The sequence below is a fragment of the Duganella fentianensis genome, from assembly GCF_964031615.1.
GTDB classification, from domain to species: Bacteria; Pseudomonadota; Gammaproteobacteria; order Burkholderiales; family Burkholderiaceae_D; genus Rugamonas; species Rugamonas fentianensis_A.
In genome coordinates this window covers 350,286-367,724 of sequence record NZ_CAXIQN010000009.1, presented here as the reverse complement: position 1 = coordinate 367,724, position 17,439 = coordinate 350,286, and the positions used below count along the sequence as shown (strand labels likewise).

Annotated in this window: 15 protein-coding genes; 5 read left to right on the top strand and 10 right to left on the bottom strand. The window is 62.1% G+C overall.

From position 1 onward, the window contains the following. Positions 1-62: 62 nt before the first annotated feature. Positions 63-578, top strand: a complete 516-nt coding sequence (locus ABNT42_RS07510) for a DUF3617 domain-containing protein (RefSeq protein WP_348696037.1) — start codon at positions 63-65, stop codon at positions 576-578. A 24-nt stretch (positions 579-602) separates the two neighbouring features. Here the strand turns inward: ABNT42_RS07510 and ABNT42_RS07505 are convergent, their stop codons facing one another. Then, positions 603-1,433: a branched-chain amino acid aminotransferase gene (locus ABNT42_RS07505; protein ID WP_348696035.1), complete on the bottom strand. Its 831-nt coding sequence runs from the start codon at positions 1,431-1,433 to the stop codon at positions 603-605. A gap of 141 nt (positions 1,434-1,574) precedes the next feature. Between ABNT42_RS07505 and ABNT42_RS07500 the strand changes: the two genes are divergently transcribed. Both ABNT42_RS07500 and cls read left to right on the top strand, forming a co-directional pair. Then, on the top strand, positions 1,575-3,560 hold the full coding sequence (locus tag ABNT42_RS07500) for a site-specific recombinase (RefSeq protein WP_348696033.1): 1,986 nt from the start codon (positions 1,575-1,577) through the stop codon (positions 3,558-3,560). Between the two features lie 2 nt (positions 3,561-3,562). After that, positions 3,563-4,954, top strand: a complete 1,392-nt coding sequence (cls, locus tag ABNT42_RS07495) for a cardiolipin synthase (protein ID WP_348696031.1) — start codon at positions 3,563-3,565, stop codon at positions 4,952-4,954. A gap of 16 nt (positions 4,955-4,970) precedes the next feature. Here cls and ABNT42_RS07490 read toward each other — a convergent pair whose 3' ends face one another. Genes ABNT42_RS07490 through ABNT42_RS07480 form a run of 3 tightly spaced genes read right to left on the bottom strand, consistent with a single transcriptional unit; the run spans position 4,971 to position 7,469 of the window. Continuing rightward, positions 4,971-5,783, bottom strand: coding sequence for a metallophosphoesterase (locus tag ABNT42_RS07490; protein ID WP_348696029.1), 813 nt, complete (start codon positions 5,781-5,783; stop codon positions 4,971-4,973). A gap of 9 nt (positions 5,784-5,792) precedes the next feature. After that, entirely contained in the window at positions 5,793-6,698 is a 906-nt protein-coding gene (locus ABNT42_RS07485) for a diacylglycerol kinase family protein (RefSeq protein WP_348696028.1), read from the bottom strand. Between the two features lie 24 nt (positions 6,699-6,722). Beyond that, the gene (locus ABNT42_RS07480; protein ID WP_348696026.1) at positions 6,723-7,469 is read right to left on the bottom strand and encodes a phosphatase PAP2 family protein; all 747 of its coding nucleotides are present in this window, start codon (positions 7,467-7,469) and stop codon (positions 6,723-6,725) included. A 138-nt stretch (positions 7,470-7,607) separates the two neighbouring features. Between ABNT42_RS07480 and ABNT42_RS07475 the strand changes: the two genes are divergently transcribed. After that, positions 7,608-7,832, top strand: coding sequence for a hypothetical protein (locus tag ABNT42_RS07475; protein WP_348696024.1), 225 nt, complete (start codon positions 7,608-7,610; stop codon positions 7,830-7,832). A gap of 72 nt (positions 7,833-7,904) precedes the next feature. Here the strand turns inward: ABNT42_RS07475 and ABNT42_RS07470 are convergent, their stop codons facing one another. Beyond that, positions 7,905-8,978, bottom strand: a complete 1,074-nt coding sequence (locus tag ABNT42_RS07470; protein WP_348696022.1) for an AI-2E family transporter — start codon at positions 8,976-8,978, stop codon at positions 7,905-7,907. Between the two features lie 84 nt (positions 8,979-9,062). Then, positions 9,063-9,956 carry a LysR family transcriptional regulator gene (locus tag ABNT42_RS07465; RefSeq protein WP_348696020.1) on the bottom strand — a complete coding sequence of 298 codons (894 nt, stop codon included), beginning with the start codon at positions 9,954-9,956 and terminating at the stop codon, positions 9,063-9,065. A 99-nt stretch (positions 9,957-10,055) separates the two neighbouring features. On the opposite strand from ABNT42_RS07465, the gene ABNT42_RS07460 reads away from it, so the two are divergent. Beyond that, a complete protein-coding gene (locus ABNT42_RS07460; RefSeq protein ID WP_348696018.1) occupies positions 10,056-11,069 on the top strand; it encodes a zinc-binding alcohol dehydrogenase family protein in 1,014 nt (337 codons plus the stop codon). A gap of 2 nt (positions 11,070-11,071) precedes the next feature. Here the strand turns inward: ABNT42_RS07460 and ABNT42_RS07455 are convergent, their stop codons facing one another. The 4 genes from ABNT42_RS07455 to ABNT42_RS07440 form a co-directional block, all read right to left on the bottom strand. Beyond that, positions 11,072-11,575, bottom strand: a complete 504-nt coding sequence (locus ABNT42_RS07455) for a hypothetical protein (protein WP_348696016.1) — start codon at positions 11,573-11,575, stop codon at positions 11,072-11,074. Positions 11,576-11,659: 84 nt separating this feature from the next. Further along, complete coding sequence (alaC, locus tag ABNT42_RS07450) at positions 11,660-12,856, bottom strand: alanine transaminase (RefSeq protein ID WP_348696013.1); 1,197 nt, start codon at positions 12,854-12,856, stop codon at positions 11,660-11,662. Positions 12,857-12,982: 126 nt separating this feature from the next. After that, the gene (locus ABNT42_RS07445) at positions 12,983-13,846 is read right to left on the bottom strand and encodes an EamA family transporter (RefSeq protein WP_348696010.1); all 864 of its coding nucleotides are present in this window, start codon (positions 13,844-13,846) and stop codon (positions 12,983-12,985) included. A 10-nt stretch (positions 13,847-13,856) separates the two neighbouring features. Beyond that, entirely contained in the window at positions 13,857-17,411 is a 3,555-nt protein-coding gene (locus ABNT42_RS07440; protein WP_348696007.1) for a DUF748 domain-containing protein, read from the bottom strand. Positions 17,412-17,439: the final 28 nt, after the last annotated feature.

The following is a 17,439-nucleotide window of genomic DNA, read 5'->3' as shown; positions in this document are numbered from 1 at the left end:
CAGCGACGATGGTTTATGCTGTGCTTCCCACCATCGAGGACGTCACCATGAAATTCCGCGCAATGACTTTACTTTTACTGGCGGCAAGCACACAGGCAGGCGCCCAGAACATCCGGCCTGGCCTGTGGGAACTGAGCGTCAAGGTAAAAAGTGCCGATGCCCAGACCGATCAGGCCATCAGCGCGGCCGTCAAGCAGCTGGACAGCCTGCCCCCGGAGCAGCGGGCCCGGCTGGACAGCATGCTGCAGCAGAATGGCGTGACACTGCCGCCCGTGAAAAGTGACGGCGCGCTGCGCCGGCCTTACTGCATTACGCCGGAAATGGCCGCCAGCAAGGAACTGCCCCTACCCGCACAGGGCCAGTGCAGCAGCAAGCGCATCGCCATCGCGGGTGGCTACAGCCTGTCCTACGAGTGCAGCAAACCGCTGGCGCGCGGTCAGGGCACGGTACTAATGCAAGGCGATAGCGCTTTCACCAGCAGTATGGAAGCGAGCAGCGATGCCGGCGATGGCCGCATGCAGAAATTCACCGTGGAATCGACGGGCCGCTGGCTCAAGGCCAGCTGCACGCCGAAGTAGCCGCTACCGTTCGCTAGCGCACGTTCAGGCCAGACCGGCAAACGCCATATAGCGGGCGTGCGCCAGCGCGGCGATAGGGCCGATCGCTAAAGGGCGGTTTTCATAACGGGTACATGGCGACACCTTGCCATAGTTACCCGTATTGAAGATCTCCACAGCCGTTTCCAGTTCTTCCGGCCGTACCGTACGTTCTTCCACCGCGATGCCTTCGTGCGCCAGCAAAGCGATCACGCGGGCACGGGTAATGCCGGACAGGAAAGTCCCGTTGGCCACTGGCGTGACCACCTTGCCTTCAGGCGTGACGAAGAACAGATTGGCCGAAGCAAACTCGGCGACATTGCCCAGACTGTCGCACACCACCGCCGTGTCAAAACCGCGCTGCTGCGCTTCGCGTATCACTTTCGAGGAGTTCGCATACAGGGCCGAAGCCTTGGCATCGGTCGGTGCCATGGAAGGATCAGGCCGGCGCAGCGCTGTCAGACAGGCCGAAAAACCGTGGAACTTCGGCATGGGTGCATCGAATAAGGTCAGTGCAAACGCGCTCTTGGTCGGCACCAGCAGGCCATCGGTACCGAACACCAGCGGACGCACGTACAACTCGGCATCAGGTGGGAATTTGGCCACGCCTTCCACCACCAGCTGTTCCATTTCATCCACCGACAGGGGGCACACCAGTCCTACCCGTTCGGCCGAATTGATCACCCGCTGCAAGTGCAGGCGCAAGTCCGGCAGGCGGCCACGGATGGCACGTGCGCCATCGAATACGGACGAGCCCAGCCAGACACTGTGATCCATCGCGCCAAACAGGGGCGTATTGCCCTCGGACCAGCCACCGTTGAAGTAAGTCAGATACATACGCGTTCCCGATCGTCTTGAAAACAGACAATTTAGCACGGATCAGCACAGGCAGAGCAGCTGGGGCTGTATGTACGCTAGCGAACATACAAGAGAACGGGGCTGTACTAGACTGCAACATCCCCAACTATTACCTACGCCATGCTAGAGATACTTGAACGCCTTGATGGCAACAGTAATGAGCTCGGCCTGATGGCCGAACTGGTGGCCACCCTGCGCCCACGCAGCCCGCGCGCCAGCGCCGATGCGGTGTATCGGGTACGCACGCTGTGCCAGCTACTACGGGGTAATCCCCAGCATGCTGCGGCCCTGTACCAGTATGCCTGCACGCTGTTGCGCAGCCGCCGCCACGCCAGCCTGTACACAGAAACCGGGGTGCTTTCCAACGACGGTTTCTTCAGCGAACTCAAGCAACGTGTGTCCTACCGCATCCTGCCGCCCGCGCTGGGTGATGACTATCTGAGCGATGCACTCGACCGTGTGCTGATCCGACGCAGCGACCAGCACTGGATTGCCGCCGTACCGGCCGAGGACTGGCTGGAGCTGCTCGATGTGATCTGCGCCGCCGGCAGCGAGCCGCCCGAGCAGCTGATGCTGCCCGGCCTGCTGGAAGCCATGCGCACGCTGTCCTACCGCATCAGCGCGATCGGACTGGAGCCGCGCCTGACCAATTTTCACAGCGAAATAGAAACCTATGAATCGCCCTTTCTGGCGCAGAACGTGGAAGTGCTACGCTATCTGGACAACCTGCAGCAGCGCCAGCTTCAGCCTGAGCTGCCAGCAGAAGATGGCAGCCATCTGGGCGTGATGCTGGACCAGTGCGATCAGGTCATCGCCAGTATCCGCAAGAAAGCACTCAGTCAGGGCACCAGTATCGCCCTCACCTATCTGCTGGTAACGCTGAGCCAGAGCATACAGCGCCTGCGCAAGCTGCTGGAACTGGTAGAGCCGATGGAACGTCAGGCGCGCCGCATGGCCGCACTGGCACTGGCACAGGAGCTGATAGGCGCCCATAGCAACAAATATCTGGTGCGCGATCTGATCCGGGATAACATCAACCTGCTGGCACGCAATGTCACGGAAAACGCCAGCCACACGGGCGAGCATTATGTCGCCGACGACCGCAGCCAGCTGCGCGCCATGCTGTACTCCTCGGCTGGCGCCGGTCTGGTTATCGGTTTCATGGCGCTGTTCAAGCTGCTGATGTCGCACCTGCGCACGGCCCCGCTGGTGGCCGCCTTCCTGTATGCCATGAACTATTCGCTGGGCTTTATGTTCATCCATCTGCTGCACTTCACGGTCGCCACCAAGCAGCCAGCCATGACGGCCTCGCATATTGCGGCCGAGTTGCACAGCAAGGATGGCCGCAACATCGATATCGACAGCATGGCCGAACTGTGCAACCGCGTGATCCGCACCCAGAATATGGCGGTACTGGGCAATCTGGCCACGGCCATTCCGACCGCATGGCTGATTGCCTACAGCTGGCCGTATCTGACGGGCCAGCCACTGATCACGCCCGACAAGGCCATGCACCTGCTGCACGATATCGATCCATTCAATCCCTATACCTTACTGTATGCGGCCATCGCCGGCGTCTGCCTGTTTCTGGCCGGCCTGATTTCGGGCTACTACGACAACAAGGCGCTATACACCCGCTGGGCCAACCGCATCATGCAGTTGCGCACGCTGGAACGGGTGATCGGTGCGCCGCGTCTAGCCCGCCTCGGGCACTATCTGGAAAACAATCTGGGTGGCCTGATGGGAAATTTCTATTTCGGTGTATTGCTGGGCGTGATGCCGCTGCTAGGCTTTCTGCTGGGGCTGCCGCTGGATATCCGTCACGTCACGTTTTCCTCGGCCAACTTCGCCACGGCCATGGTAGCGCTCGACCATCAGGCTAGCTGGCAGCTGGTGCTCACTTCTATCGCCGGCTTCCTCGCCATCGGCACGATCAACCTGCTGGTCAGCTTCGGGCTGGCGCTGTGGGTGGCACTACGCGCACGACAGGCGCGCTTCCGCCAAGGCTGGCAACTGCTGGGGGCCTTACTGAAGCGCTGGCGGCAAGGTCCGATCCGCTTCTTCTTCGGCGCCGCCGAGCCACCCGCCGCCGCACCGGGAGACTGACGATGCCACGCGTGCGCTGGAACGGAGGGCTGATCGTGGCACTGCTGTGCGTTTGCTGGTGCGCGGCCTGCGCCTCCCTGCCAGCCCCCGCCCCCGCCACCGCTCCCGCTGCGACACCCCGCATACAGGGCGCGCAAGGTGCCCTATCGACCACGCGGGCGCGCGCCTTGCTGGCCAAGCGCTGGCCCCAAGGGCGGCTCGATCCGGCAACTCAAGCTCTCCTCGAACAGCAAGCCACGGGCGTGCCCCTGATCGCCGGCAACCGCTGCACCCTGCTGTTCGACGGCCCGCAAACCATGGCAGAAATGCTCAAAGCCATACGGGCAGCGCGCAACCACATCAATCTGGAAACCTATATCTTCGATCAGGATGGGCTGGGCCTGGAGTTTGCCGACGCGCTGATCGCCAGGCAGCGCGCCGGTGTCAGCGTCAACATCATGTACGACAGCGTGGGCACACTGGGCGTGCCGGCCGAATTTTTCCAGCGTATGCGCGCTGCCGGAATCCGCCTGCTGGAATTCAACCCCGTCAATCCCGCCCGTCTGCGCAGCGACCACTGGGAACTCAACCAGCGCGACCACCGCAAAGTGCTGATCGTCGATGGTCGCGTGGCCTTCACGGGCGGCATCAACATCAGCAGCAGCTATGCGCGCAGTTCGCTGTTCCATTCCTCCGGCCAGCGCCGCCAGCATGGCAGCGCCGAACAGCTAGGCTGGCGTGACACCCACATCAAAGTGGAAGGCCCCGCCGTGCAGGCTTTCCAGTGGCTGTTCGTGCGCCAGTGGGCCGCGCAAGATAGCCAGAACCTGCCCGACGCCGATTACTTTCCGCCCACCGTTACTGCCGGCGACAAGCTGGTGCGGGTGCTGGGCAGCGACAGCACTGACCGCTTCGACATCTATCAGGCCTACCAGCTAGCGTTCCAGCAGGCGCGCCGCAGTATCCACCTGACCTCAGCCTATTTCGTGCCGGACCAGCACACCATCGATGCCCTCACCGCCGCAGCACGGCGCGGGGTGGACGTGCGCATCATATTGCCCGGCGTCTCCGATAGCGGGCTGGTGTTCTATGCCGGCCACGCCTATTACGACCAGCTGCTCGATAGCGGTGTGAAAATCTACCACCTCAGGCTCACCGTGCTGCACGCCAAGACAGCGGTGGTCGATGGCCTCTGGTCTACCGTGGGCTCGACCAATATCGACACGCGCAGCTTTCTGCACAACAGCGAACTGAATGTGGTGGTACTGGGCACGGAGTTTGGCCAGCAGATGGAACTGGCGTTTCAGGAAGACTTGCGCAACTCGGATGAGATCACCCGCGCCGCGTGGCAGCAGCGCTCATGGCTGGACCGGCTACGCGAATGGGCGGCCAGCCTGATGCACTACTGGCTGTAGTGGCGCAGCCGCAGCCTCAGCACTGCTCCGTCCAGACACCCGCAGTGCGCTGGAAGTACTCGCTCTGGCAAGGCGTAAACTCGCCACTGGCAGCATGCCAGCTATAGCGCTCTACCTGCACCCGGTCATGCGCCACCCGCAGCACGTTGAAGGTATTGTGCTCGCCGCGCGCACGGGTGGAGGTGGCGGTGCCAGCCTGCACCATCAGCGCCGCATAGCCGCTGATCTCGTAGCGCTGCGCCGTATTGTGGGCATGGCTCACATGCAGATGGCCCGCCAGCAGCAGGTCCACCCCGCAATTGGCAAACGCCTGCATGGCCTGCGGCGCGCGCGTGACCAGATCTTTCGCATCATAGTCATCCGGCATATCGAACGGATGGTGGGTGACCACGATGCGGGTCAGGTGAGGATCGACCGCGCTCATGCGCTGGTGTATCTGCTCGATCTGCTGGCGGTTGATGCGGCCATCCTTGATGGTCAGCGAACGGGCCGTATTGATGCCCAGTACGGCAATCTCGTCATCGACAAATTCCGGCATCAGATCCAGCGTCACGTAGCGCGTATATTTGCGCAGCGGCGCCAGAAAACGGCTGGCCACGTTATACAGGGGGATGTCGTGATTACCGGGCACCACGATCTGCGGCCCCGGCAGCGTATCGAGAAATGCCCGCGCCGCCTGAAACTCGGCCGTGCGGGCCCGCTGGGTCAGATCGCCGGAAACCACCAGCACATCGGGCTCCAGCGCAGCCACACAGCGCTGCAGCGGCGCCAGCAAAGCCTGATCGACGCGGCCGAAGTGCAGATCGGAGAGATGGACGATGGTACGCATAGCAGCCTTTCAGCGGGGAACGATAACCTGCAGCGCAGCAGGCAGCGAGCGGTAGTGTAGTGGCGGCTTCATGCGCGTGACCTCGCCATCTGTGGCCACGCGCAAATGGCGCCGCCGGGTAGCAATCGTGAGCGCAGTAGTCTGCAGCACGTCGAAATCGCGCGCCTGCACCAGTTTGCCGAACAGCAGTTGCAGCGCATAGCGCAGCAAAGTCAGACGGGTGGGCCGCTGCGCCACATACAGGCACAGGTGGCCAGCATCGAGCCGGTTGCGCCGCCCCGTGCTCAAGCCTTGCTGGTATTCGTTATTGCCGATGAAAATAAATGGTGTGCGGCGCGTGTGCTGCACGCCATCGATGGTGAGATCGAGCGACAGGAACGGAAAGCGCCGCAGCGCGGCAAATACGGCGCGGCCAAAGGCCGGCCACTTGCCGCGGCCGAAGCGGCGCTGCTGCTGCTCGCGGTCGCGCACAATGTCGGGATAAATGCCCAGACTGGAATTATTCAGGAAGATGCGGCCATTCACCTCGCCCACATCCACCTGTACTACCTGCCCGTGCACCACCGTGGCAATGGCCGCTTCCAGCGCCAGCGGTATATGCATATCCTTGGCGAAGTGATTGAGCGTGCCGAGCGGCAGCACCCCTAGCCGCGTGCGGCTGCCCACCAGCGCCGCAGCCACGGCATTGATGGTCCCATCGCCGCCCCCCGCTACCACAGTGGCCACGCCTTGCGCCACCGCCTGGCGTGCATGGTTGATCAAATCCGCACCGCTATGCGCCAGCAGCACATCGACCAGTTGGCCATGCTGGCGGAACTGCTGCGCCAGCGCCGCCACCCGCGCAGCATCGGAGCCGCTACCGGCACTGGCATTAATCAGCACGACCACCCGTTCCAGCTGATGCTCCTCGTGCATACCGCCCGCTCCGTTCCGTTCCACCTAATCCGCCCCGGCGCTCTGCAGCGCCGCACGCTGACGCGCTGCGCGTACGCGGCGGCGCCGCAAGGTCGACAGCGCCGTCAGCCAGATCGCCAGCCACGCCACACTTTCCGCCATCGCCGCCAGCACATCGCTCAGATAATGCGCGCCCAGATACAGACGGCTCAGCGCCACCAGCAGCACCATGCTGATACTGAGCAGCACGGCCAGCAAGCGCGCATGCCACTGGGGCCGCACGATCACCAGATAGCAGGCCAGCAGCCCCCAGAACATGGTGGCGGCCGCCGTATGGCCGCTAGGAAAACTATACGTCATTAAAGACACTAGCGGTTCATCGAATACGGGCCGGGGCCGCTGTATGGTGTATTTGATCGCCACATTCAGCAAGGCGCCCGTGGGCGTGGCCAGCAGCACGGCCAGCAGCCAGTAGTGCGCACCGCTACGCCAGAAGTACCAGGCCAGTGCCAGCACCAGCAGCACCATGGGCAGGCCGGTGTGCAGCATAGAAATAAAGCGCATCACCGTGGTGAGCGGTTCGTAGGCTTGCGCATGGAACCATTGCGCCACCTGCTCATCCAGTACGGTAATCCCGCTCTGACCTAATACGGCCACGGCCAGCGCATGGAAAATCGCCATGGCCAGCGCCACCAGCAGCACGCCGGCCGTCAGTTGCAGGCCGAATTCCTCCCGCGGCGATAACCTTGCCTCGATGAAACGCACTACTTTGCTGAAAATTTGGTCAGTCAATGCTACTTCCCGTTCAAGTTGGTGGAAAAACCACAAAAAAGCAAATTTACTGTTTATTTACACAGTACCTGTTTATTCATACAGTAGTTGTGCTATTCTGAACTCCTCGATTAACACAACGCATTCAAAGGAAACGACATGACTACATTGAATAGCAGCTTTGGTTCCCGCTTCGGTATGGAATACTTGCCGACTTCTTTCATGGTACGCATGGGTAAACGTGAATTGCTAGTGTGCCGTGACTTCCGCAAGCGCTACTACGCTGTCAATCCTATCCTCGAGTGCGACACGGGCGTACAGGCCGGCCACCTCGAAGTGCTGGTATTCGGCCGCTGGCTGCTGATTCTGTCGAAAGCGCACTAATGGTTGCCGGCGCCAGTTGCCCCGCCCAGTCGCCCGATCTGCCCGCTGATGCGGCAGCGTCGTGGGCGCTCCTCACCTGGGTGTGGCAACTGGCCTACCGTCATCAAACAGATTGGCCTCGTACCACAGCGTCACAAACAGCACCATGACCACCGGGCCGATAAACAGGCCCACCAGTCCCAGCGTTTCTACCCCGCCCAGTATGCCAAACAGCACGGCGAGGAAAGGGAGGCGAGTGGCGTTGCCTATCATGCCGGGCCGCACAAAGTGGTCCGCCACGAACAGCACAATGCTCCCCCAGACGGCCACGGCTATGGCACCGGCCACGGCACCCTGACTCGCCAGCAGCGCAGCAGCGCTCAGAAACGCAAGCGGTGCGCCGAACGGAATAATCGCCAGTATGCCGGTCACGGCGCCCCACACGGCGGCCGAATGCAGACCAGCCAGTGCATAGCCTAGGCCGATCAGCACACCTTCGGCCAGTCCGACCAGCACCAGCCCGTTGACGGTAGCGCGTATCGCCGTCGGTACTTTGGCGGAGAAATGGGCCCAGCGCTGCTCGCTCACACAATGACTGCCGATGGCATGGATCTGGCGGCTCAGAGCGGCGCCATCTTTGTAGAAGAAGAACAGGCAGAGGAAAGCCAGACCGAAGTCCATTAGGCGGTGCATAAAACCGGCACCAACCACTTTAATCATATCGCTGGCCGAATGCAGGCCATTGATTTCATGCTCGGACAGTAGATGGGCCAGTCCGTGCGGCTGGCTCAGTGTGGCTTGCCACCAATCGTTGATCCAGTCGCCCACCATGGGCAGACTGGACACGAAGGCTGGCACGGGCAGGCCGTCCGTATTGGCCTTGACGATGAAAGCTGCCAGTTCCGGCGCCTGCCGCGCAGCTTGCGTCACGCCCAGCGCCAGCGGCAACACGAACACGGCCAGCATCAGCAGCGTCAGCACGGCAGCGGCCAGCACCTCGCGCCCACCCATGCGGGCGCGCAGGCGCACATACAGCGGCCATGTTGCCACACACAGAATACCGGCCCAGACCAGCGGCAGGAAGAAGCGGTGCATGACAAAGGCGGCAAGCGCTATCAGCGCTAGCGAAAAACCGGCACTGAGAATATCGCGCTGGGTTTCATTCATAGGAGCATCTCCACAGGTGAGGTGTGGCTATGGTAAGCGGAATTTATCATTCAGCAAGCGTCGTGCTGCCGATTTAATAACTTCCTAAGCCTGCATACAGCGCTCGCGCAGGAAATCGCGCAGCTGTAACACCGTCGGCGTAATGTGCTGGCGGTGCATGCACAGCATATTCAATGGCGCCGCTTCGCCTGCCAGTTGCGGCAGCAGCACTTGCAAGCGCCCTGCGCGGATATCGTCAGCCAGATCCAGCCGCGATTTATAGGCGATGCCCAGACCAGCCACGGCCCAGCGCCGCACCACATCGGCATCGTCGGCGCTACGATTGCCCTGCACGTGCAATTCCTGCAGCGTGCTGCCCTGCCCGAACTGCCAGCGATCATGTATCACCTCGTCGACCATGAAACGCAGGCAGTTGTGCTGTAGCAGATCCTGCAATGTGACCAGTACACCATGGCGTTGCAGATACGCGGGGGCAGCCACCAGCACACGGCGGTTGTCGGGCGCTAGCGGCAAGGCCACCAGACTGGAATCCTCCAGCCGGCCATAGCGAATCGCCAGATCGACGGGCTGGCGGTACAGATCGGAAACACGGTCGCTTACGCTGAGCTGGAAACTCACGCGTGGATACAGCGCCTGAAATTCATCCAGCCAGCGCAACAGAAAATTGCGTCCCAGGTCAGACGGCATGGCGATGCGCAGCAGGCCGCCCGGCGTATCCTGCCCCTGCTGCAACGCGTCCTGCCCTTCCTGCAAGAGCCGCAACGCTTCACGCGCATGGCGTAAATAGTTGGCGCCCTCTTCAGTCAGGCGCAGCGTGCGGGTGGTGCGGGCCAGCAGACGCCAGCCCAGCGTGGCTTCCAGCCGTTTCAGCGCGGCACTGGCCAGCGCGGGCGAAATGGCCAGCTCCCGCGCTGCCGCCGACAGGCTGCCACTATCGGCCGTGCGGACGAACACGGTCAGATCATCTAGCCTCAGCAATTTTCAAAATTCCTTTGAAAGTATTTCATCGAGAGCCATCTTTTTCAAATATTCAGAATAAATCATCATACGCCCATTCCCCTTATTCCGGAGCTATCCATGCAAGCTGTTGCCTACCGCAAGTCCCTGCCTATCAGCGATGCCGCTGCCCTGATCGATGTCGAACTGCCTGATCCTGTGGCGCAGGGGCGCGATCTGCTGGTGGAAGTGCGCGCCGTGTCGGTCAATCCCGTCGATGTGAAAATCCGCCGCAATGTTGCGCCCGCCGCAGGCAGCGACAAGGTGCTGGGCTGGGATGCGGCCGGCATCGTGCGTGCTGTCGGCCCTGAGGTGACCCTGTTCAAACCGGGCGATCAGGTCTGGTATGCGGGCGATCTGACCCGCGCCGGAACGAATAGCGCGCTGCATCTGGTGGATGAACGCATCGTCGGGCATAAGCCCGTCAATCTCGATTTTGCCCAGGCCGCCGCGCTGCCTCTGACCGCCATCACCGCGTGGGAACTGCTGTTCGAGCGGCTGCAGGTGAGCCGCGATAAAGGCCAGAGCGGCCAGTCGATGCTAGTGATCGGCGCGGCCGGAGGGGTCGGTTCCATTCTCGTGCAACTGGCGCGCCAGTTGACGGGGCTGACCGTGATCGGCACGGCATCGCGTCCCGAAACGGCAGCATGGGTGCGCGAACTGGGCGCTCACCATGTGCTCGATCACAGCCAGCCGCTACAGCAGGAAATCGCCCGTCTGGGGCTGCCGCCGGTGACCTATGTGGCCAGCCTGAACCAGACCGAACAGCACTGGGCGACGATCGCCGAACTGGTGGCGCCGCAAGGCAAGGTGGCGCTGATCGATGATCCGGAGAGCCTCGATATCCGCTTGCTGAAACGCAAAAGTGTGTCGCTGCACTGGGAATTCATGTTCACCCGCTCGATGTTCCAGACTGGCGATATGATCGCCCAGCACCGCTTGCTCAACGATGTCGCCAGACTGGTGGAAACCGGTGTGCTGCATACCACGCTGACGGAGATTTTCGGCACGCTGAATGCCGAGAATCTGAAACGCGCCCACGCCCTGATCGAGAGCAACCGCGCACGCGGCAAGATCGTACTGGAAACGGCCTGATGCTAGGCAGTGCTGTGGGCGCGCAAGCGTTGCAGCACTGCCGCATCGTGCTCGGCGATCACGGCCAGCACGCTGCTGGCCGCCACGCAGCATTGATCGAGCACAGTCATCAGCGCCGCCTGACGCTGCTGCAAACGGGACGAGCGGTAACCGAACTGGTTGAACATCCGTTCCACATCGATGCAATCAGCGCGCAAGCCCCACAGCATATCGCGCGTGGCGGCCATCTCGTTACGCATCGCATGGTCAACGTCGAGCAGTTCCAGTTGTGCTCTGGGGTCGCTGCCATATGCACGGATGGTGCGCTGCCAGCGTTCCAGCTTGCTGCTAATTTTATGCAAGCGCACGATCTTGCCGTCGAGCATACGGCAATGGCGCCAGCACAGAAAACACAAAGGCAGCGTGGCCATGATCTGCGGCAGTAGCCGCAGCACCAGCCAGCGTTCGGCCTGACGCGCCAGTGCCTGCAGCCGGCGCAAACAAATCTGTACGGTTGAAGTGGACATCTTCGTGGCTCCGGTAGCTTAATTTCGCTACCATAGCCGCCGCATCAAAAGCGCGATTTGATGCGGCGTAAATGCGCTGCGAATTTACTCAGGCTTGCGCAACATCGCCTTTATACCGCGCAGCCCCTGCCGGATGCGCGCCTCGTTTTCGATCAGGGCGAAGCGCACATAGCCATCGCCATACTCTCCGAAACCGATGCCGGGGGAGACGCAAACCTTGGCTTCGGCCAGCAGCAGCTTGGAGAATTCCAGCGAACCCATATGGCGGTAGGCTTCCGGTATCGGCGCCCAGATATACATCGAAGCTTTCGGCTTCTCCACCTGCCAGCCTGCTTCGCACAAGCCTTTGTGCAGCACGTCACGCCGGCTCTGGTACATCGCGCAGATATCGCTGACGCACTGCTGATCGCCTTCCAGCGCCGCAATCGCCGCCACCTGCACAGGCGTAAAGCTGCCGTAGTCGTGGTAGCTCTTGATGCGGGCCAGTGCCGCCACCAGTTCGCGGTTACCCACCATGAAGCCGATGCGCCAGCCCGCCATGTTGTAGCTCTTGGACAGCGTGAAGAATTCCACCGCCACGTCGCGCGCACCGGGCACCTGCATGATGGACGGCGCCTTCCAGCCATCGAAGCTGATATCGGCATAGGCCAGATCGTGTACCACCAGTATGTTGTGCTGCTTGGCCAGTGCCACTACCCGCTCGAAGAAATCCAGTTCCACGCACTGCGCAGTAGGATTCGACGGGAAGCCGAGGATCATCATTTTCGGCTTGGGATAGCTCTCGCGTACGGCCCGTTCCAGCTCGTCGAAAAAGTCCACGCCGGGCGTCATGCGCACGGAACGGATGTTCGCACCGGCGATCACGGCGCCCCAGATGTGGATAGGGTAGCTAGGGTTAGGCACCAGCACCGTATCGCCCTGATCGAGCGTGGCCAGCATCAGGTGCGCCAGACCTTCCTTGGAACCGATGGTGACAATGGCTTCGCTGTCGGCATCGAACTCCACGTTGTAGCGGCGCTGATACCACTTGGTGATGGCGCGGCGCAGACGCGGTATGCCTTTGGAGGCGGAATAGCCGTGCGTATCGGGGCGTTTGACGGTATCGATCAGTTTCTCGACGATGTGGGACGGTGTCGCACCATCCGGATTACCCATCGACATATCGATGATGTCTTCGCCACGGCGGCGTGCCGCCAGTTTCAGTTCGGCGGTGACATTGAAAACATAAGGGGGAAGGCGATCTATGCGCGCAAAGCTGCGCGACGGAGTGGTATCAGTCATGGAGTTCTCACGTAAGCGCCCGGAACCGTCCGAGCGACGCTGATGCAAGTGCATCGGCTTCCATACTAGCCCACCCGCGCCGTGCTTGGCAACCGCCCTCCAGCAGAATTTTTTTCTGCTTCCCTGTCAGCCCAGCGTGGTCAGGACCGATGCCGCCACCATGCTGGCAATCGCCAGCCACTGGATCGCGCTCAGGCTTTCGCCCAGCACCAGCATACCGGCCAGCGCGCTCAACGCCGGCGCCGCACTACTGAACATGCTGAAAGTACGCTGCGACAGGCGCCGCATCGATAGCATCTCCAGCGTGTAGGGCAAGGCGCTGCACATCAGCGCAATCGCCAGGCCGATGGCCAGATAGGACGGCGTGAGCAGCATGCTGCCGCCGTACCACGCGCCGATGGGAACGATGAACACGGAAGCGGCCAGCATGGCCCATGCCACCGACTGCCCACCATGCATCACCGAGACACGTTTGCCGAACACGATGTACAGCCCCCAGCACACCGCCGCGCCGGCCGCATACGCTACACCAATCGGATCAAGCTGGTTGACGCCATCGTGGATAGGCAGCAGGAAGTACAGCCCCACGGCAGCCAGCGCCACCGCTACCAGATCGCGCGGGCGGCGCGAGGACAGCACGGCTACCGTCAGCGGCCCGGCAACTTCGATGGCCACGGCGATGCCCAGCGGGATGCGGCTGAAGGAACGGTAGATCAGCAGATTCATCAACCCGATCACGCTGCCGTAGATGGCCACATTGATACCCTGCGCCAGCGTCAGCGGCGTACGCCAGGGACGGAACACGGCCAGCATGATGATGGCCGCTATCCCCACCCGGTACGATGCCACGCCTTCCACCCCGATCAGCGGGAACAGATGCTTGGCCAGCGCCGCACCCAGATTCAGCGAAATCTGGCTAGCCAGCAGGGCCACACCGGCCAGCAGTGCGCTACCGGCAGGTCTGGCACCCGCTGCGGAACGATCAGTCATATTGTTTATATTATTTCGCTGACAGTTGCAGTTTCAGTGGCAGACTTTGCTCGCCGCGTGCGTCCACGGCCTGCGCAGCAACTGCCTTCGCTGCCTCCGGCGCCACCCCGGCTTCTTTCAAAGCGGCCAGTATGCTCTGGGCGCGCTGTGTGCCCAGCTGGCGCAGCGCATCGGCCGGCAAGGCCTGCTGCTGTTCCAGCCGCTGCTGCAACTGCTGATAGAAGGCGCTGGCATCGGCCACCTGCGGTTCGCCCTGCACCAGCTTGGCCATACGCTGCAGCACGGGCAGCTTCTGCTCCGCACCGTTCTGCGCTTGCGCGCCCTGCCCGCCGCCAGCCGGATTGCCCGCGCCGGAGCCTGCGCCTGCGCCGCCTTTGACACCGGCACTTGCGGCAGCCTCGGCGGCCTTCTTCTGCTGATCCAGCGCGGCTGCGCCAAAGCGTTCCGCATACAGGTCACGCAAGGCCGAACGCACTTTGCGCTGGCCGATATCCAGTGGTCCGGCCGCTTCATCTGCGGCCAGCGTTACGCCGGCGCGCTGCAGCACCGTACGGCGCACCGCCTGCTGGCGCAGTGCCGCGCCATCCAGCGCCTCGCCATACTGGCCCGGCACCGACAGCTGCAGTTGCGGCTTCTTCGCCAGTATCTGCGCTACCTGCTTGAGTTTCTCGCGTTCCGGCGGCAGCAGTGTGGCGCTGCCGGCATCGAAGCTGATGGCTTCCAATTCGTCGCCGCTGATGCCGAACAGGCTGCCCAGTGCACGGAACGGCGAAGTGACGATCTTGCTCATGATGTTGCCGATGGCTTTCCAGACCACTGCGCCATAGCTGAACTGCGGGTCGTTCAGATCGCCCGATACGGGCACGCCGAGTTCGATCCGGCCGTTGCTATCCTTGAGGATGGCCAGCGCCAGCTCCAGCGGCAGATGCAGTGCATCGGGACTATCGATGCGTTCACCGAGGGTCAGCTTGTCGAGCACGATCTGGTTATTGCCTTCCAGCTGAGCATGCCGCACCTTGTACTGCAGGTCTAGCGAGATCTTGCCTTCGGCGATGCGGTAACCGGCAAACTTCATGCTGTAGGGCGAGGCCGACACCATGTCCACGTTCTTGAAGATTACGCTCAGATCCGTGTTATCGGCCAGTACAAAAGGATTGAGCTTGCCACGGATGCGGGTGGAACCGTATTCGTCCACGCGGCCATCGATCTCTACCTGACTGCTGGCATCGGCGCGCGTAGACAGGCCGGTAATCACCCCGTTCAACTCGTACATCTTGGCACCGAACTGCGGACGCAAGCTCAGGTCCGTGAACGCCAGCTTGGCGTTCTGCAGACGCAGGCGGCGTATCTTCAGGGGGAATGGTGTGGCCGCAGCGGCGTTCGTAGTGGCATTAGCACCAGCTGCCGCTGGGGCGGGTGTACCCGCCTCTGGCTGCGGTACCAGCAGCCGCGCCGCATTGAAGCTGCGGTCATTTTCGATGATCAGCGTCGCATCCGGCTCGACCAGACGCAGTTCGCCGATATCGAGCAGATCCGGCTTCAGGCTGAAGGCCAGCTTCTCCGCACGCAGCAGCTTCCAGTGCGCGAAGCGGTCACCATCGTCTTCGTTCAGCACCAGCTCGTCGAAATCCAGCCCGCCGTCATAGCGCAGTGCCGGATCTTTGGCCATGCCAGCGCCCACATGCAGATGCCCTTGCGTCGAAATGGCACCACTGCCGATTTTCAGGCGCAGATATTTGGCCAGCATAGGCTGCACCGGCGCGATTGCCAGCTTGTTCAGCTTGAGGTCTGCTTCCACCCCGCCACTGGCCGGCACCAGCTTGCCCTGCGCCTGCAACTGGCCCCCTTCGCGTACCGTCAGCGCCGTATCGAAACTCACTGCGCGGGCCAGATCGCTACTCACATCGTTCAGCGCGAGGCGGAAGTCCTGCACATTAGCCTTGATGCCGCTGGCCGCATCGTCATAGCGTGCGCCAAAACGATTGAACTCGACCCGCTTGATGTTTGCAGCCCATGCCGGTGCCGTCGCAGCCCGGCCGGATGGCCTGGCGCTGGCACTGGAAGCCGCCGCAGTCCGCGCAGCCGGCTGGCTGGGCTGGCCGTCATTCTTCGCCTGCGGCAGTGCCTGCAGCAGCAGGAACTGTCCTTTGCTATCGCGCGACAGATCGAGCTGGCCGCCATCGAATACCAGCTTGCCCACGCTGGCACGTCTCGCCGCCAGATCAACGGCGCCCTGTTCCAGCGCCAGACGCGCCAGCTTGAAGGGGGTCGCCGCGCCGCTCTGCAACTGCAGATTGTCCAGCGCCAGACGGCCATCGGCCAGCTGCAGCTGCATGCCCTGCTGGCCGGTCTGCGCTTGCAGATTCAGATGCAGCGCCAACTGGGCCGCATTGACTTTCAGGGCCGGCTGCACGCTTTCATCGATGGCGCTCAGTGCCACGCCATCCAGATCGAGCTGCTTCAACTGCACCTTCCACGGGGCCGGGGTTGCTGCCTTCATGGAGGCAGCCCCAGTTTTCTGTGCTGCGGCCTTTGCAGCGGGCGCGCTAGCCGGTGCCGGCACTGCCAGTCCAGCTAGATCCAGCATGCCGCGGGCGTCACGCCGCAACGCCAGCGCACCACCGTGCAGGCCGATGCCGCCTATACTCAGCGTCTGCTTCGCCAGATCGAGGTCTACGCCACTGATATCGAATTTCTTCACGCGGGCAAATGGCGTAGTCACGCCCTGTTGATGCAGCGCCAGATCGGCCAGTCCCACACTGGCGCCGTTCAGACTCGCTGCCACCAGACCATTCTGGTAGCGTAATTGATAGGGCAAGCTGGCCGACAGGCGCCCTGCCGAAACGCCCATGCGGACAAATGGTTTGAGATAGCTGGACAGGCCGGCGAGCGCCACATTCTCCAGCGCTAGCTCACCGCTGGCACTGATAGGGTTGAGCGAGGCCTTGCCTTTCCAGCGCAGCTTGCCACCCAGCGCGGCGTCGGCGCTCAGGGTGTAATCGCCGTTATCGTCCGGCAGCGTACTCAGATTATTAAGCGTGAAATCGATAGGCGCAAACGTATCACGATAGCCGGCATGGCGGTCCTGCATCACCACCTTGCCCTGCTCCAGCGTGAAATGGCCTACCACCAGTCGGGGCATGCCGCTATCCGCTTCGTCCTTCTTGTGCTTGTCCAGCGTGGCCAGCAACTGGGCGATATTGAAACTGCCGTCCGGCGCGATCGCCAGTTGCAGCTGCGGCCCGACTAAGCGGATATCGCCCAGACACCAGGCGCGCCGCAGCAGCGAGCGCCACTGCAATTCCACTTCCAGCTGTTCGAGGCTGAATAGCGGCGCATCATTGGCTTCGGTGAGCGCCAGTTGCTGCAGGGAGAGGCGCAAGGTGAAAGGGTTGAAACGCACATCGGCCACGCTGGCCTTGCGTTCCAGTTCGCTAGCCACCAGTGCCGGCAGCTCGCTCTTGATCAGTCTAGGCAACAGCCAGCCGCCGGCCAGCGCATACACACCCAGCGCACCTGCCACCCCAGCGCCCCAGCGCTGCCAGCGTTTTTTAAAGACTTGCAAACCTATCCCCAGAAGTAACGACTAAGCA

What these genes read in the sequence shown, in the direction of transcription:
- ABNT42_RS07445 (WP_348696010.1), bottom strand. Translation starts at nt 13,846, where the DNA reads ATGACTGATCGTTCCGCAGCGGGTGCCAGACCTGCCGGTAGCGCACTG.
- ABNT42_RS07485 (WP_348696028.1), bottom strand. Translation starts at nt 6,698, where the DNA reads ATGCACGAGGAGCATCAGCTGGAACGGGTGGTCGTGCTGATTAATGCC.
- alaC (WP_348696013.1), bottom strand. Translation starts at nt 12,856, where the DNA reads ATGACTGATACCACTCCGTCGCGCAGCTTTGCGCGCATAGATCGCCTT.
- ABNT42_RS07505 (WP_348696035.1), bottom strand. Translation starts at nt 1,433, where the DNA reads ATGTATCTGACTTACTTCAACGGTGGCTGGTCCGAGGGCAATACGCCC.
- ABNT42_RS07475 (WP_348696024.1), top strand. Translation starts at nt 7,608, where the DNA reads ATGACTACATTGAATAGCAGCTTTGGTTCCCGCTTCGGTATGGAATAC.
- ABNT42_RS07500 (WP_348696033.1), top strand. Translation starts at nt 1,575, where the DNA reads ATGCTAGAGATACTTGAACGCCTTGATGGCAACAGTAATGAGCTCGGC.
- cls (WP_348696031.1), top strand. Translation starts at nt 3,563, where the DNA reads ATGCCACGCGTGCGCTGGAACGGAGGGCTGATCGTGGCACTGCTGTGC.
- ABNT42_RS07510 (WP_348696037.1), top strand. Translation starts at nt 63, where the DNA reads ATGACTTTACTTTTACTGGCGGCAAGCACACAGGCAGGCGCCCAGAAC.
- ABNT42_RS07455 (WP_348696016.1), bottom strand. Translation starts at nt 11,575, where the DNA reads ATGTCCACTTCAACCGTACAGATTTGTTTGCGCCGGCTGCAGGCACTG.
- ABNT42_RS07460 (WP_348696018.1), top strand. Translation starts at nt 10,056, where the DNA reads ATGCAAGCTGTTGCCTACCGCAAGTCCCTGCCTATCAGCGATGCCGCT.
- ABNT42_RS07490 (WP_348696029.1), bottom strand. Translation starts at nt 5,783, where the DNA reads ATGCGTACCATCGTCCATCTCTCCGATCTGCACTTCGGCCGCGTCGAT.
- ABNT42_RS07470 (WP_348696022.1), bottom strand. Translation starts at nt 8,978, where the DNA reads ATGAATGAAACCCAGCGCGATATTCTCAGTGCCGGTTTTTCGCTAGCG.